The sequence below is a fragment of the Jeotgalicoccus sp. S0W5 genome (genome assembly GCF_011634875.1).
In the GTDB taxonomy this organism is placed as follows: Bacteria; Bacillota; Bacilli; order Staphylococcales; family Salinicoccaceae; genus Jeotgalicoccus; species Jeotgalicoccus marinus.
On the sequence record NZ_SIRQ01000004.1, the window covers coordinates 60,178 to 74,731 of the forward strand.

Sequence of the window (14,554 nt, forward strand, 5' to 3'; positions counted from 1 at the left end):
TTTAAAATTAAAGGAACGGTTTTATCATTACTCATTAGGGAGTTCGATTTGATCAATATTATTAAAGTTATCAAAGGTAGTATCACCATTTAATGAGAACGTGCCACCTGTATCTTTACCTTCGACATCAAAATTAATCTTCTCTATCAACATTCTCTCTTCATCTACAACAAATTCGATTGAGGATTCCACTGTTTCTACAGTCATTTGTCCAAAATTAACTTGCACCAATGACTCTAGATTTCTATAAACTTCCTCATCATTTCCATGGTACTTATAAATAATCTTATCATCGGTCTCCTCTGTGGTCATGTAACCAAACAAGGTTTCTAAAGAATGAACCGCTTGATCATAAGTGACACTGTATAATAAATTAACATCGACCGAATCTGATACATTAATCCAATCTTGACCATTGTAGAAATAAGTTTGTCCATCTCTCGATAAAGTGCGATCTTCGCCTGCACTTCTTAGCCGTAATTGAGGTGGGTCTCCATTTATGACGTCAGCTTCTGCATTAAGAGATTCTTCCTCCATCTCATCTAATGAAGCCTCTAGGTTTAATTCTGCTTTGTAGCTTTCGATTTCTGTTGACTTATCGATTATTTTGGCGAGCTGTTCATCTTCAACTTTCGCCTGTTCTATGTTGTCTTCTTCAGTAGAATTATTTTTATTTTCACTGGTTTGCTCTTCAGATTCTTCTGTGGAATTATTATCTTCTGAGACTTTAGTCTTGTTGGTATCGACAGTTCTTTCGTTTTCTGAGTCATCTACAGCTTGTGAATCAGTTGCCTGACAGGCTGCTAAAAAACCCGTGACGATTAACAATAAGCCAAAATTTTTAAAATAATACATGACTCATTCCCCTTACACTAAAATCTTTCTAAATAGTACCACGGACTTCTCATTATATCTAACAATAAGCTAAGACTCCGTAAGTTTGACGGTCTTCTTCGGACGTCTTGGTCTAGAATTTTTAAACCTTATTATTGTGTACAATATTAGGCCGTACCAAATGAAAGTATAAGAAATTTTATGGGTGTCGGTGAATGATTCACCATATATAAATATGCCAATTAACAGTGTTAGGGTTGGTCCTATATATTGTAGTAAACCTATTAAAGACAAAGGAATGTACACTGCACCAATCGCAAACATTAATAGTGGAATTGCTGTAACAACACCTGTTCCTACAGTGAAGGCTGTCTCAGCGTTCACACCAAATTCCAAGGTATTCATACCCGTAACATTCAAATAGATGATATATATTAAAGCTATGGGAGCGAGTACTGCCGTCTCAACAGCAAGTGCGTACGTCGCGTCTAAGTTAATCGTCTTTTTAATCAATCCATATACCCCAAATGTTACTGCTAGAGTCAAAGCGAGTAATGGTATTCTCCCCACGCCAAGCGTCATGTACACTACACCAATCAAAACTATGAATATTGCTAGCCATTCGCCCTTAGAGAATCTTTCTTTCAAAATAAAAAAGGCAAGTAAAATACTGACAAACGGATTGATATAGTATCCTAAACTTGCCTCTAGTATATAACCTTGGTTCACAGCTAAAATATAGGTCAACCAGTTTAAGCTTATAATAATCGAAGCTGCTATGATACTTAACGCTTTTTTCTTATCACTGAATATGTATGTAAGATTGGTTTTTAAATATTCCCATCGCCCAGTTAGTTTGATATAAAAAATCATAAAAATAAAAGACCAAAATATTCTATGGGCTATAATCTCTAATGGTGAGACATATTCAATTTGCCTCCAGTAAATTGGAAGTACACCCCAGATTACGTATGTTGCACCTGTTAGCAATATCCCTTTTGCTACATTGGACATTGACTCACCTCATTCTTTTTGTATTTTATCTTAATTTTACAACTGAACACTAAATTAGCAACAATTACACTTCAATAAAAATAGCGGCAAACAGCTTGAGCTGTTCACCGCTAAGTTTTTTACTATAAATCATTATCGTTTTCAATTTGGTGATCCGGTTCACGTTTCTCTTGATGATTAATCTCATCCAATGATTCTCTTCCTACAAAATAATATGCAACGATTGATCCTAAAATCAGGTAAGAGACATACACACCAATCACAAACGTGATTAAGAGTACAACAAATCCTAATATTGCTGACAAGCCAGGCATGTCCGTTTGTACAGCGGTGAAGCTGACTAAGAATGCAAGACCGAAAATGACAGCGAACATTACAATCATCATCACAATATACAAGATTAAGTTACTAAAGAATAACTTCACCATACTCGCGCTTGATTTGAATAAGATGTCCCACGCTATTTTTAGCTTATCCATAGTTGGAATTAAAGGCTCATCAATGTAGACCATAAATACCACTGCGAAATAAATAAACATGATGATATATGGAATGTAAGCAACAATCGTAACGATAAGAGCTAGAGCTACCGATAAGATTATCATTGGTACAGACAATTCTTGGAGCTGTGTTGTTTCAGTCACAAATCCTGCGCCAGCAAGTGGCGTAATTGCAATAACAAACAGCATATTTATTAATATACCAATCACTATAGACAAGGCAACGTACAGGAGAAAAACGAGTAAAGCAATCTTAATAAGTTTTGAGTAGTTTCCTTTCTTGAAAACTTTATATGCTTCACCAAAACTAAATGGTTTACCTGTATACGCACTTGCAAAGTATCTAAGAATACCGACATACATTGGAAAAATTAAGAAGATACAAGCTAATACAAAAACCAACGAAATGACTAGTCCCCAGACAATGAAGGCGACGCCTATTGTCGAGTCATCGGTATTAGTAAATGATAAAAGCGCAGGTGCAAACATTAAAGCAAACATCAAGATTGAAGGTAGTATGATACAAAGTATCATCTGTAAAATTGTAAAGCCTAATACTTTACCGTGTTGCCCTTTTGCATTTCTTCTATACAAAGATAGATATTCAAACATAACCTAATAATCACTCCTTTATTTATATAGTCTTCCATACCCTGATTCAATATATTCATTCATACCAAGCGATAACTTTTGCCTTAAGTAGTTGAACATGTTAAACTTCTTTTGTTCTAAATATAAATTTGCTTGATTGGAGGTCACTTACATTGAATGCAGATTCTGAGACAATTGAAAAGTTTACTCAGATTTTCGGCTTTGGTTATGCTCACATTTTTTCTGAAGTTACAGAGTCAGTCAGACAAATGCATATTTCTAAAGAACAGATGGCAATCATTGAATATTTATTTATGCACAAATCCGCAAAACCAACAGAACTATCAGAAAAACTAGGCGTACATAAAAGTTCCATTGCCCATGCTTTAAGAAAGTTGAGTACAAAAAAATTGATTTACTCGAAGAAAAATCCACTAAACAATGATAAGCGCTCAAAACTTATTAGTCTGACAGAAAAAGCACAAGAAATCATTAGTGAGGTCTTTACACATTTATCTAAGATTATATGTCAGAAATTAGGCCCATTATCACAGAAAGATACCCAAGCTCTTAATGAAGCAGCAGACACCATCATAAAAATTTTTAAGATAGACGGAGGATTATTTAATGAAGCAGGTGCTTAAATTTAAATGGCCGATTACTGTATTAATGCTCGCTTTTGCGATTATTTCTTTCATGTTATCGCCAAACTTAACTGAACTTGCCGCTGAAAAAGGTGATGTTCAATTACCGAGTACGGCCGCAAGCGAACAAGCAAGACAATACTTAGAAGATCACGGCCAAGATGTAGAAATGATGTCCTTAGTTCTCGAGTTTGAAGACTCACCAATGTCTCATCAAGCAGATATTGAATCTTATATCTCAGAAATTGAAGACGCAGATTATACAGAAAATGTGATCAATCCATTTACACTCAGTGAAGACATGCAGGAAAACTTTGTAAACGAAGATACTGGCGTCATTATGATTCCAATGGAATACACTGGTGATGCGAATAATATCCTCACTAATGCCGAAGAAATTGAAGGCATGAATACCACAGACGCAGACACGTCCATTACATCTAATGAGATGATTCAAAGAACACTCGAAGAAGATGCAATGAATGGTGTACAGACAACTGAAATCTTTACAGTCATGATTATTATCGTCGTCTTACTTGTAATGTTCCACTCGATTGTCACACCATTTGTGCCACTGATTGCAGTCGGTATTTCTTACCTACTCGGACAATCCTTTGTTGGATGGTTTGTAGAATGGTTCGGTTTCCCAGTATCACCTCAAACACAGAGTTTCTTAATTGTAATTCTATTCGGTATAGGTACGGATTACGTCATCCTATTACTCAATAGATTTAAAGAAGAGCTCGAACATCACGACAAAAATCAAGCGGTCATCAATACCTTTAAGACAGCAGGTAAGACAGTCTTTATAAGTGGTATTTCAGGTGCAATATTATTTGGTGTCCTTTACTTTGCGAACTTTGAAATCTACCGTTCAGCAGTTGGGGTAGCAGTTGGTATTTTAGCACTATTATTATCACTATTTACGATATTACCTATCTTAATGTCTCTCATTGGTAAGTATATATTCTGGCCAAGTAAACACACTTCTGGTTCAGGAGAAAGTAAAATTTGGACACCACTTGGTTTGTTGTCCTTAAAATTCCCAACGCGTGTCATATTTACAGTGGTTGCTGTTCTCATTGCATTAATTTACTTCTATGACGATGAGGTTCAGTACGATTCTCTATCTGAACTCGATGATTCATATTCAGCCGTTCATGCGGTTAATACGATCAGCGATAGTTTTGATGCAGGTTCAACCTTCCCTGTAGAAGTTATTTTTTCTAATGATGAAAATCTGATTACTTCTGACGGGCTCACTCGTGTAGAATCTGTATCTGATGCGGTAACTAAGTTAGACGGCGTCAAAGAAGTACAGACACTTACACGACCTGTCGGAGATAAGATGGATGAGTTGTCAGTCTCTTACCAACTCAATGAAGCCAATGATGGATTGACTGAAATTCAAGATGGCTTAACTGAAATTTCTAGCGGACTTACAGAAATTAATGAACAAATCTCTAGTGCTGATATGAGTGGCGGAGACCTATCCGAATTAGAAAGCGGTGTTCAAGAATTATCGACTGGTATTGATGGTGTCAGCCAATACCTAAGTGCCACAGGAGACGTAAACGGTGCAAGTCAACAGCTCGCACAACTTTCACAAGGTGCAAATCAGCTATCACAAGGTATGACTCAAGCAAACCAACAAATTCAAACAATGACTGAACAATCTCAAACACAGATGTCAGAACTTGCCGCAGGACTATCAGAGATGGCAACAGGACTAGACGAAATCAACAATGGTGTGAGCCAAGTTGGTGATCTTATGACTGCCATTAATGACAATGAAGCGACAAATAGTACAGGTATTAACGTTCCAAACGAAATGATAGAAAACGAAGAGTTTCAATCAGCAATTGACCAATACTCATTCGCAGATGGACAAGCAGTTAAGATGAATGTCATCCTAGATGTCGATCCTTATAGTAATGAAGCGATTGGTGTGCTTGATGATATTGAAGAAACAGTCGATAGTGAAATGCAACGTCTAGACAACGAGGAAACAACTGCATATTACTCAGGTGTCACTAGTATGAATAGAGATTTAGACACAGTGACAACTGATGACTACACAAATGTTGTCATACTATTCATCGTCACTCTATTCGTCATTTTAGCGGTACTCTTTAAATCACTTGTACTGCCAGTCGTAATGATCAGTTCCATCTTCATTACCTACTTCAGTTCAATGACCATTTCTCAGTGGCTCTTGTCCTTATTTGGTATCGATCAATTAAACTGGGCAGTTCCATTCTTTAGTCTAATCATCTTTGCCGCACTCGGTATTGACTACTCTATTTTCATTATCGACCGCTTTAGAGAAGAAGTGAGATACAGTTCAATTCGTGAAGCGATTGAATTATCTGTACGCCGAATGGGTACCGTAGTCATCACAGCAGTTATCATCCTAACTGGTACCTTCGCAGCCCTATATCCTTCAGGTATCGCGATATTAGTGCAGGTAACCAGCGTCATTATATTCGCCCTACTATTCTATGCCTTTGTCGTTTTACCATTGCTTATTCCAGCAATGATCGCAACGCTTAAACGCGGCACATTCTGGCCATTTAGAATGCCAGGTGGAAAGGGTCGCGAAGATAGTATTGATGATCAATAGAAAGTTTGAAATTGACAATTCTAGGGTATAAAAAACTAGTATTTTTTAAGTAAGGAGTTGAATCCATGCCAGGAGAGAAAAGTGCTGGATTAGCAGCAGTATTGAGTTTCTTTGTAACAGGACTCGGACAGATATATAACGGACAAATCTTTAAAGGTATCCTACTCATATTGATACAAATGATTAACGGTCTACTTCTATATGTTCTGATTGGTTTTATTACATTACCAATCGTATGGCTCTACGGTGTGATCAATGCATATCGTCATGCCGAACGTGTAAATAGAAGGTTATATAGAGGATAGTTAATAACCCGTATGTGAATTCACATACGGGTTATTTAATAGGCTTATGATTTTTTGAGAATTACTGTTAATGGTACAATTAACATAACTTATTAAAGGATGTGTATCTATGGGCTGGGAATTTATAGCATTTTTCTTTGGAGCAGCAGCACTTGGAATCTTTTTATTACTCTTCGTATTTATAGTAGGGTTATTGAAATGGTTGCTACAAGGTTACTTCCTTTTCAGAGTGGCTGAAATCAAAAGATATGACTTACCTTGGCTTGCCTTCATACCATTTGGTACTTTCTACCTCGGTGGCCAAGCTTATGATGGTAATATTCTCAAGAAAGGATCATTTCAACCTAAGCACATTGGTCTAGTATTTGCCATCGCTGGTATCATCTTATATCTAATGGGCTTATCTATTGGTGATATTGTCATCACTTATCTACTAATGGAATCAATCGCCTTTATTGGTATATTTACAGCGTATGTTAAACAACCTATTATTGGTGTCTTACTTGCCCTGTTGAATGCTGTTACTGCAGGTATTGCTGCTATTATCATCCTCTTCTTATATTCTAGAAAACTAAGAGATGAACATGACGGCAGTGTATTGAATAACGAAGACTTTGAAGATAACGCTTCAAATGACAAACAACCACAACATCCAAATGACCCAAACCTGAATAGAAACATTTAAAGGACCAGTACTGGTCCTTTATTTTTGCACATTTATTTTTCAGGTACATTCAAAATCGTTTGATATAAAACATTCGCACCTGTTTCCATACGTTCATGATTAAAGATCATATCTGGATGGTGAAGGCCTGGTTGTAAATCACAGCCTAAACCTACCATTGCGCCTTTGAGTTCTGGGTACTGTACTGTATAGTTATGGAAGTCATCTCCACCACTTGTTACAATTGGTTCTAGTAAATACTCTTCTCCAACAGTATCTATGATTGCTGAACGGAAAACAGCAATAGCCTCTTCATTGCTCTCACTTGCAACTATTGAAGATTCCTTCAAGTCTTCAATAGTCACATCATATAATTCTTCAACGACTCTTAAAATGTTATGAATATTCGCTTTTAAATCTTTCATTGCATCATTTGTTTGTGCACGCACGTCAATTCCACATTCAGCTGAACCTGGTATGATATTTAATGATTTTGAACCCGCCATAAATTTAGTCATCTTAGCACTCGCCGGAACCATCGGGTTAATGTGTATTTTAGAGAGCATGTCAACAATAGCTGAACCGACTTCAATCGCATTAGAATTCAAGTGCGGTCTTGCACCATGTGCATCATGCCCACTAATTTTAAACTCAAATGATCCTGCAGATCCATGTTCAATACTTGGTGAAATAAACCCGTCTGTCGCCTCTTCAATAGGTCGTAAATGAATACCAAACATGTAATCTAATGGATCAATAACGCCTTCTTTTAGCACATCTAAAGCACCAGTACCTAGCTCTTCGGCTGGTTGGAAAACAAATCTTACACCACGTGTTTTAAGTGCATCATGACCCTTTAGTTTTAACATTGCCCCAATCACCATAGAGATGTGTGCATCATGTCCACAGGAGTGATTCGCCTGAAGTTTACCATTCACTTCTTGGTAAAGTGCATCAATATCGGCACGCATACCAATTAGAGGGTATTCTCCACTCCAATTCCCCATATCACAGTATAATCCAGTAATATTCTTAAACTTCACCGGTTCAAAACCTTCATTTTTTAGAAATTCATATATATAATCCGTCGTTTTATATTCTTCGTTGCTAAGCTCTGCATTGTTGTGAATATGATTGAAAATTTCATTGATTTTTGCCGTTGTCATGCAATCCCTCTTTCAAAAATTAAAATCTGTTATTAATAAATATATCACAGTTATAATTGTAAGAAAATTTAAATTAATGGTGGGAAATGAAAGAAGTGTTTATGCTTATGGTGTATAATACATATATATTGATTACACGGAGGAAATAAGATGAAAATAAAAGAAATTAAACTACATCAGCTATTGATGGATATGAAAAACCCATTTACAACATCCTTTGGCACACAACAACAGCGTTTTATTACTATCGTGGAAGTCATTGATGAGGACAACACAAGTGGCTTTGGAGAATGTGTGTCTGGTGAAGACCCGCTCTACTCTGAAGAATTTATGGACGCGACTTTAATTGCCTTAAAGAAATATTTCGGCCCATTAGTTATCGGTAAAGAAATCTCACATCCAGATGAAGTTTGGGATATATATAAGCCATTCAAGCGTAACAACATGGCTAAAGCATGTATTGAAGGTGCCGTTTGGGACTTATACGCTAAGAAACAAGGCATTACACTTGCTAAAGCACTTGGTGGAGAAAAAGAAACTGTAGAAGTCGGCGTTTCTTTAGGCTTAGAAGATACAGATGAAGCCCTACTTGAAAAAATCGGTGAAAAAGTTGAAGAAGGTTATAAACGTATTAAAGTTAAAATCAAACCCGGCCGTGATGTAGAAATGGTTCGTAGCATAAGAACAGTCTACCCTGATATCCCATTGATGGTTGATGCTAACTCTGCTTATACACTCGATGATATCGATACGCTGAAGGCTCTAGATGAATTTAACTTAATGATGATTGAACAACCTCTAATGGCTGGAGACTTAATCGATCACGCTAAATTACAAAGAGAAATTAAGACCCCAGTATGTTTAGATGAAAGTATCGATTCATTTGAATCTGCCCAGGCAGCAATTGAGCTTGGTAGCTGTAAGATCATCAATGTCAAAGTAGGACGTGTCAGTGGTTTAACCCAATCACTAAAAATTCACGACCTTGCGGCCAAACATGATATTCCTCTATGGTGTGGCGGTATGTTAGAAGCGGGTGTTGGTAGACTTCACAATGTGGCAATTACATCACTCAGCAACTTTGTACTTCCAGGTGACACAGCGTCCTCTTCAAGATATTGGTATGAAGACATCATCACACCGGAAGTAGTCGCAGAAAATGGTGTTGTAAAAATATCAGAAAAGCCTGGTATAGGTGCAGAAGTTGACTTCGATAAGATGAAACAATACCTAGTAAAAACAGAAGTACTTACTGAAGACGATCAACTCGATATGATTATGCATAACTAATTAAAACTGCCTAGGGTTCTTGAAATACCAAGATCCCTAGGCAGTATTTTAATACTCTTTTTTAAGTTCTACGACAACAAGTTCAGGATGGTTAAATACCCTAAAAGGGAAGCGGCTGTTGCCAAGTCCTCGGCTGACCACCATTGTGGTGCCATCTTTTTCATATAAACCTTCTGTATATTTTGGATTAACCCCCTGATGAGGCGCATATAAACCCTTTACTATTGGTAGGCGAATCTGACCTCCATGTGCATGGCCACAAAATACTAGATCTACAGGATTCTTGCTATAGATAGATAATAGCTCAGGACGATGCGCGAGTAATATTGTAAAATTATGTGGTAAATTATTCACATTTTTTTTAATTTCATTAGAAAAATTTCTATAGGTCATAATATTCTCTTCATCACCAAAGAACCAAACATCGCTCACACCAGTGAGGTTAATCTTTTCACCCCTATGCTCAAGTTCAACAGCCTTCTTTGTCACATTCACTACATCAGAATTTCCAATAATCTCGTACAACTTATGAAACTTAGTGTAATCCGCTTCATGATTACCCGTTACATAATATGCATCCTGAATATTGGTAACCTTCTCAATAAAGGTCTTAGAACGCTTTAAAAAAGGTGTCCGTCTATCGATAACATCACCAGTAATAAAAATTACATCTGGATTAGCTTTTTTGATTGCTCTTAAGAGGTTACTTGCGCTTCGACCAAAAAAAGCATTATGATAGTCTGAAACTTGAATAATTCTATATCCATCAAAAGCACTGGGTATATTTTTATTTTTATATTGATATTTCGTCGTAATAATATGCTTATCTTCTTTCCATAAAAAACGAGCGAGAGCAATCGTAAATCCTAGGATGAGTGGTGTTATTTTTAATTTTCTAAGTATACTCATTTCTCTTCCTCATTATTTTCGTTGAATGATCTATCATGCTTCATAATTTTAACAAGACGAATCATATGATCTTCCATCTTCAAAACTTGAAATTCTAGATTATCGAGATATGTCTTATCTCCCATTTTTGGAATATCTTCAAACGCTGATAATAAGAATCCTGATAAGGTATCCTCTTCTTCTGGTATTGCTGTATTGAACAATTGATTTAGACGGTGTAAAGTAATCTTCCCATCACAGATTATCTTATCGTCACTAAAGGCACGTACAACAGAATCATTTTTTAAATCCGTTTCATCTTCTATTTCAAAACCAAGCATGGTTTCTATAATATCTTCATGTGTTAAAATACCTTCAGTTCCTCCGTATTCATCTAGAACAATCGCAAGATGTCTACGTTCTCTACTCATACGTCTTAAAACATCTTCTACATTTTGAAATTCTCTAATAGTAAGAGGTTTAGTATCACTAAAATCTAGAAGTGACTTTTCTGGTGTAACAGACCATTTCAAAAGATATTTAGAGTGAAAAACACCCACAATATCATCTAGGTCTTCATCATAAACAGGATACCTGGTATGCATGTTATTTATAACGGTATCCCTGACGTCCTCCATCTTTTCATCTTTATGGATTGCCATCATTTCTGTTCTTGGTGTTGTCATAACATCCTTAACATTTAATTCCTTAAAATCTAAGATTCCTTTTAACCTCTGTGATTCGGTCGAGGCAAGTGCCCCTTCACTATCTGCAATCTGAACTAGATTCACAATTTCATCACGCGATACTGTCCAGCTTTTTTTTGACCCCTTTGATAGTATCTTCGTTATAAAATCTGTCATTGAATTTAAGATAACAGTCAATGGATAAAAAATGATATTCAAAAATGAAATAATTGGGCGCACCGTATATGACACGCGTTCTGGAAACGCTGCTGCAATAGATTTCGGTATAACTTCTGCACAAATAATTATCGTAATTGTGAGTACAGCTGATGCAAGTGTGACACTCCACCCGTACTGAATTGCCATTGAAGTCACCAAAACCGGTGTGATTAAGTTTGCTATATTATTACCTATTAATATTGTCGTAATAAATTGACTCGGTTTATTTACCAGTTCATAGAGTTTCTCTGCTTTTTTATTTCCCCCTGCTGCTTGTGATTGCAATTTAATTTTATTAACCGCTGTTAAAGCTGTTTCACTTCCTGAGAAGAATAATGACGTTAAGAGCAAAGCAATAACCACAAATATCAATCGTGGTTCCCCCTTGTTTAAGTTATGTATTATACTTATCTTACCATTATAGAGCTTTTGATTGGAATAATAAGGTATAAAAAAACCGAAATCCGATAACGGATTTCGGCTTTCGGTTACTTATTTTATATCGTAACCTTGATTTTCTATTGCTTCTGTCATTTTTGCTCGATCGGTTACTGTATCATCGTAGTTTACTTCAACATTGTTATCTTCTAGGCTTACAGAAGCTTCAGATACACCTTCTAGATTATTCAAAGCACCTTCTACAGAAGCTTTACAGTGTCCACAAGTCATTCCTACTACATCAATTGTTGTTTTAGCCATTATATTCATCCTCCAAATTTTTATTAATTATATATTGTATTTACACTTTAACACGTTTTAAACGTAATGAGTTGGTTACCACACTTACTGAACTGAATGCCATCGCAGCTCCAGCTACCCATGGTGCTAAGAAACCTAGGGCTGCAATTGGAATTCCAAGCGTATTATAAGCAAATGCCCAGAACAAGTTCTGTTTAATATTTTTAATTGTTTCGTGACTCAGATTTACCGCTCTTGGAATTAGTGTTAAATCATCACCAAGTATTGTAAGATCCGCTGCTTCAATGGCAACTTCAGTACCAGTGCCCATGGCAATACCAACATCCGCTAAAGCTAAAGCCGGTGCATCATTGACACCGTCACCAACCATCGCAACGACTCTTCCTGATTCTTGGATACTTCTAATCTTATCCGCTTTTTGGTCAGGCAAGACTTCCGCAATCACATCATCAATACCAACTTCACGTGCAATTGCCTCTGCTGTACGTTGGTTATCTCCAGTTAACATGATGACTTCTAAACCTTGATCATGCATTTCTTTAACAGCTTCTCTAGCTGTGTCTTTAACAGTGTCAAGGACTGCTATAGAACCTTTAAAGACGCCATCAATTGCAATAAGCATTGCTGTCTTACCTTCATGCTCATACTGCTCAATATCACTATCTGCAGTACCGATATTCACTTGGTAGTCTTGCATTAACTTACGCGTACCTACTAGAATTTCTTTACCTTCAATAGTCGCTGTTACACCATGACCGGTAATTGCTTCAAAGTGATCAACATCACTTAAAGTCAGTCCTTTTTCAGTCGCATTGGCAACAATTGCTGTTGCTAATGGGTGTTCAGACCCTTTTTCTGCTGAAGCTAGAAGACGAAGTGTTTCATCATCTCCAGTAAAATCTGTAACTTCAGGTTTACCTTTAGTAACAGTACCTGTTTTGTCTAGAACAACAACATTCACCTTGTGTGTTTTCTCTAAGTGCTCTCCACCCTTATAAAGAATACCGTTTTCAGCACCCTTACCTGTACCTACCATTATAGAAGTCGGTGTTGCAAGTCCTAAAGCACATGGACAAGCAATAACAAGTACTGATATTGCTGCAACAAGTGCAGATTCTAGGTCACCTGATGGTACCAAGAAATACCACACAATAAAGGTCACGATTGCAATACCAATTACGATTGGTACAAAATAACCTGAAATAACGTCAGCCATTCTTTGAATTGGCGCCTTATTACCTTGAGCTTCTTCAACTACTTTGATAATTCCTGCTAAGGCAGTATCTTTCCCAACTTTTGTAACCCTGACTTGAACACTACCATTTTGGTTGATTGTTGCACCGATGATACTGTCCCCAGCTTCTTTTTCAATAGGAATCGATTCACCTGTTAGCATTGATTCATCAACAGAGGTTCTTCCTTTTAATAGTTCTCCGTCTACAGGGAATTTTTCACCTGGTTTAACAATTAACACATCATCCACTTTAACTTGATCTACAGAAACCATCTCTTCTTGACCATCTCTTAATACACGTGCTTCTTTTGCTTGCATGTCTAGTAATTTAGAAATGGCACCTGTCGTTTGTGATTTAGCCCTCGTTTCTAAATACTTACCGAATAGAATCAAAGTGATGATAATTGCGCTGGCTTCAAAATATAAATGTGGGTGTCCGACAGCATCTGTCATCCATAAATAAGTCTCGTAAAGACTGAAACCATATGCAGCTGTCGTCCCCATTACAACAAGGACGTCCATATTAGCCGTAAAGTTTTTTAAATTCTTATAAGCCCCGCGGTAGAATTGCCAACCTAATATAAACTGAACCGGTGTTGCAAAGGCAAGTTGGAACCATGGATTCATAAAGATATCTGGTAAGTTAACACCAAATAGGTGATCTAACATCGTGACAAGTAATGGAGCTGATAGTAACGCCGCAATAATTACTTTCCACTTCATTGTTTTTAACTCTTGGTCTTTATGGGAAACTTTTTCCTCGTTTGAGCGTTTTTGGCTTGCTTCATAACCAAGATTACCAATTTTATCGATTAAGCCTTTCTCGTCAATCATATTAGGATTGTACTCAATCATTGCATTTTCCGTCGTTAAATTGACTGTAGCATTTTCTACACCACTTGTCTTGTTCAGAACTTTTTCAATTCGGCTTGAGCATGCTGCACAAGTCATACCCGTAATATCGAGTTCTGCTTGCTCATATCGAACACCATAACCAAGGTCATTAATTTTTTTAGTAATATCTTCTGGCTGAATTTTGTCTTTATCGTATTGAATAGAAGCTTTTTCAGTTGTTAAATTGACTGTCGCATCAACATCATCCATCTTATTAAGCACTTTTTCAATACGATTTGAGCATGCTGCACAGGTCATGCCGGTAATGTTTAAATTTAAGTCATCTTTTTCTGCCAATTCTTT

At 36.7% G+C, this 14,554-nt stretch carries 13 protein-coding genes; 5 read left to right on the plus strand and 8 right to left on the minus strand.

Annotated features, from left to right (window positions below):
* Positions 1-27: 27 nt before the first annotated feature.
* The 3 genes from EYB29_RS06780 to EYB29_RS06790 form a co-directional block, all read right to left on the minus strand.
* Positions 28-855 carry a hypothetical protein gene (locus EYB29_RS06780; RefSeq protein ID WP_026866033.1) on the minus strand — a complete coding sequence of 276 codons (828 nt, stop codon included), beginning with the start codon at positions 853-855 and terminating at the stop codon, positions 28-30.
* A gap of 69 nt (positions 856-924) precedes the next feature.
* Positions 925-1,848, minus strand: a complete 924-nt coding sequence (gene rarD / locus EYB29_RS06785) for an EamA family transporter RarD (RefSeq protein ID WP_166626943.1) — start codon at positions 1,846-1,848, stop codon at positions 925-927.
* A 122-nt stretch (positions 1,849-1,970) separates the two neighbouring features.
* Positions 1,971-2,960 (minus strand): hypothetical protein, encoded by a 990-nt coding sequence (locus EYB29_RS06790; protein WP_026866035.1) that lies wholly within the window; start codon positions 2,958-2,960, stop codon positions 1,971-1,973.
* 152 nt (positions 2,961-3,112) lie between these two features.
* Between EYB29_RS06790 and EYB29_RS06795 the strand changes: the two genes are divergently transcribed.
* From EYB29_RS06795 to EYB29_RS06810, 4 genes are all read left to right on the plus strand, one after another.
* Positions 3,113-3,583, plus strand: coding sequence for a MarR family winged helix-turn-helix transcriptional regulator (locus EYB29_RS06795; protein WP_166626944.1), 471 nt, complete (start codon positions 3,113-3,115; stop codon positions 3,581-3,583).
* The gene (locus tag EYB29_RS06800; protein ID WP_166626945.1) at positions 3,567-6,206 is read left to right on the plus strand and encodes an MMPL family transporter; all 2,640 of its coding nucleotides are present in this window, start codon (positions 3,567-3,569) and stop codon (positions 6,204-6,206) included. The genes EYB29_RS06795 and EYB29_RS06800 overlap by 17 nt, the downstream gene beginning before the upstream one ends.
* 65 nt (positions 6,207-6,271) lie before the next feature.
* The gene (locus tag EYB29_RS06805; RefSeq protein ID WP_026866038.1) at positions 6,272-6,511 is read left to right on the plus strand and encodes a hypothetical protein; all 240 of its coding nucleotides are present in this window, start codon (positions 6,272-6,274) and stop codon (positions 6,509-6,511) included.
* Between the two features lie 109 nt (positions 6,512-6,620).
* Complete coding sequence (locus tag EYB29_RS06810) at positions 6,621-7,196, plus strand: hypothetical protein (RefSeq protein WP_166626946.1); 576 nt, start codon at positions 6,621-6,623, stop codon at positions 7,194-7,196.
* A 32-nt stretch (positions 7,197-7,228) separates the two neighbouring features.
* Here EYB29_RS06810 and EYB29_RS06815 read toward each other — a convergent pair whose 3' ends face one another.
* Entirely contained in the window at positions 7,229-8,341 is a 1,113-nt protein-coding gene (locus tag EYB29_RS06815) for an amidohydrolase (protein ID WP_166626947.1), read from the minus strand.
* A gap of 150 nt (positions 8,342-8,491) precedes the next feature.
* Here EYB29_RS06815 and menC point away from each other — a divergent pair, with 150 nt between their 5' ends.
* Positions 8,492-9,631 carry an o-succinylbenzoate synthase gene (gene menC / locus EYB29_RS06820; protein ID WP_166626948.1) on the plus strand — a complete coding sequence of 380 codons (1,140 nt, stop codon included), beginning with the start codon at positions 8,492-8,494 and terminating at the stop codon, positions 9,629-9,631.
* Between the two features lie 48 nt (positions 9,632-9,679).
* On the opposite strand, the gene EYB29_RS06825 is transcribed toward menC, so the two are convergent.
* The 4 genes from EYB29_RS06825 to EYB29_RS06840 all read right to left on the minus strand — a co-directional run bounded on the left by EYB29_RS06825 (position 9,680) and on the right by EYB29_RS06840 (position 14,548).
* The gene (locus tag EYB29_RS06825; protein ID WP_035855619.1) at positions 9,680-10,540 is read right to left on the minus strand and encodes a metallophosphoesterase; all 861 of its coding nucleotides are present in this window, start codon (positions 10,538-10,540) and stop codon (positions 9,680-9,682) included.
* Entirely contained in the window at positions 10,537-11,787 is a 1,251-nt protein-coding gene (locus EYB29_RS06830) for a hemolysin family protein (protein ID WP_342664962.1), read from the minus strand. The genes EYB29_RS06825 and EYB29_RS06830 overlap by 4 nt, the downstream gene beginning before the upstream one ends.
* A gap of 129 nt (positions 11,788-11,916) precedes the next feature.
* Positions 11,917-12,123, minus strand: a complete 207-nt coding sequence (gene copZ, locus EYB29_RS06835) for a copper chaperone CopZ (protein WP_035855628.1) — start codon at positions 12,121-12,123, stop codon at positions 11,917-11,919.
* A 40-nt stretch (positions 12,124-12,163) separates the two neighbouring features.
* Positions 12,164-14,548 carry a heavy metal translocating P-type ATPase gene (locus EYB29_RS06840; RefSeq protein ID WP_166626949.1) on the minus strand — a complete coding sequence of 795 codons (2,385 nt, stop codon included), beginning with the start codon at positions 14,546-14,548 and terminating at the stop codon, positions 12,164-12,166.
* Between the last annotated feature and the right edge of the window lie 6 nt (positions 14,549-14,554).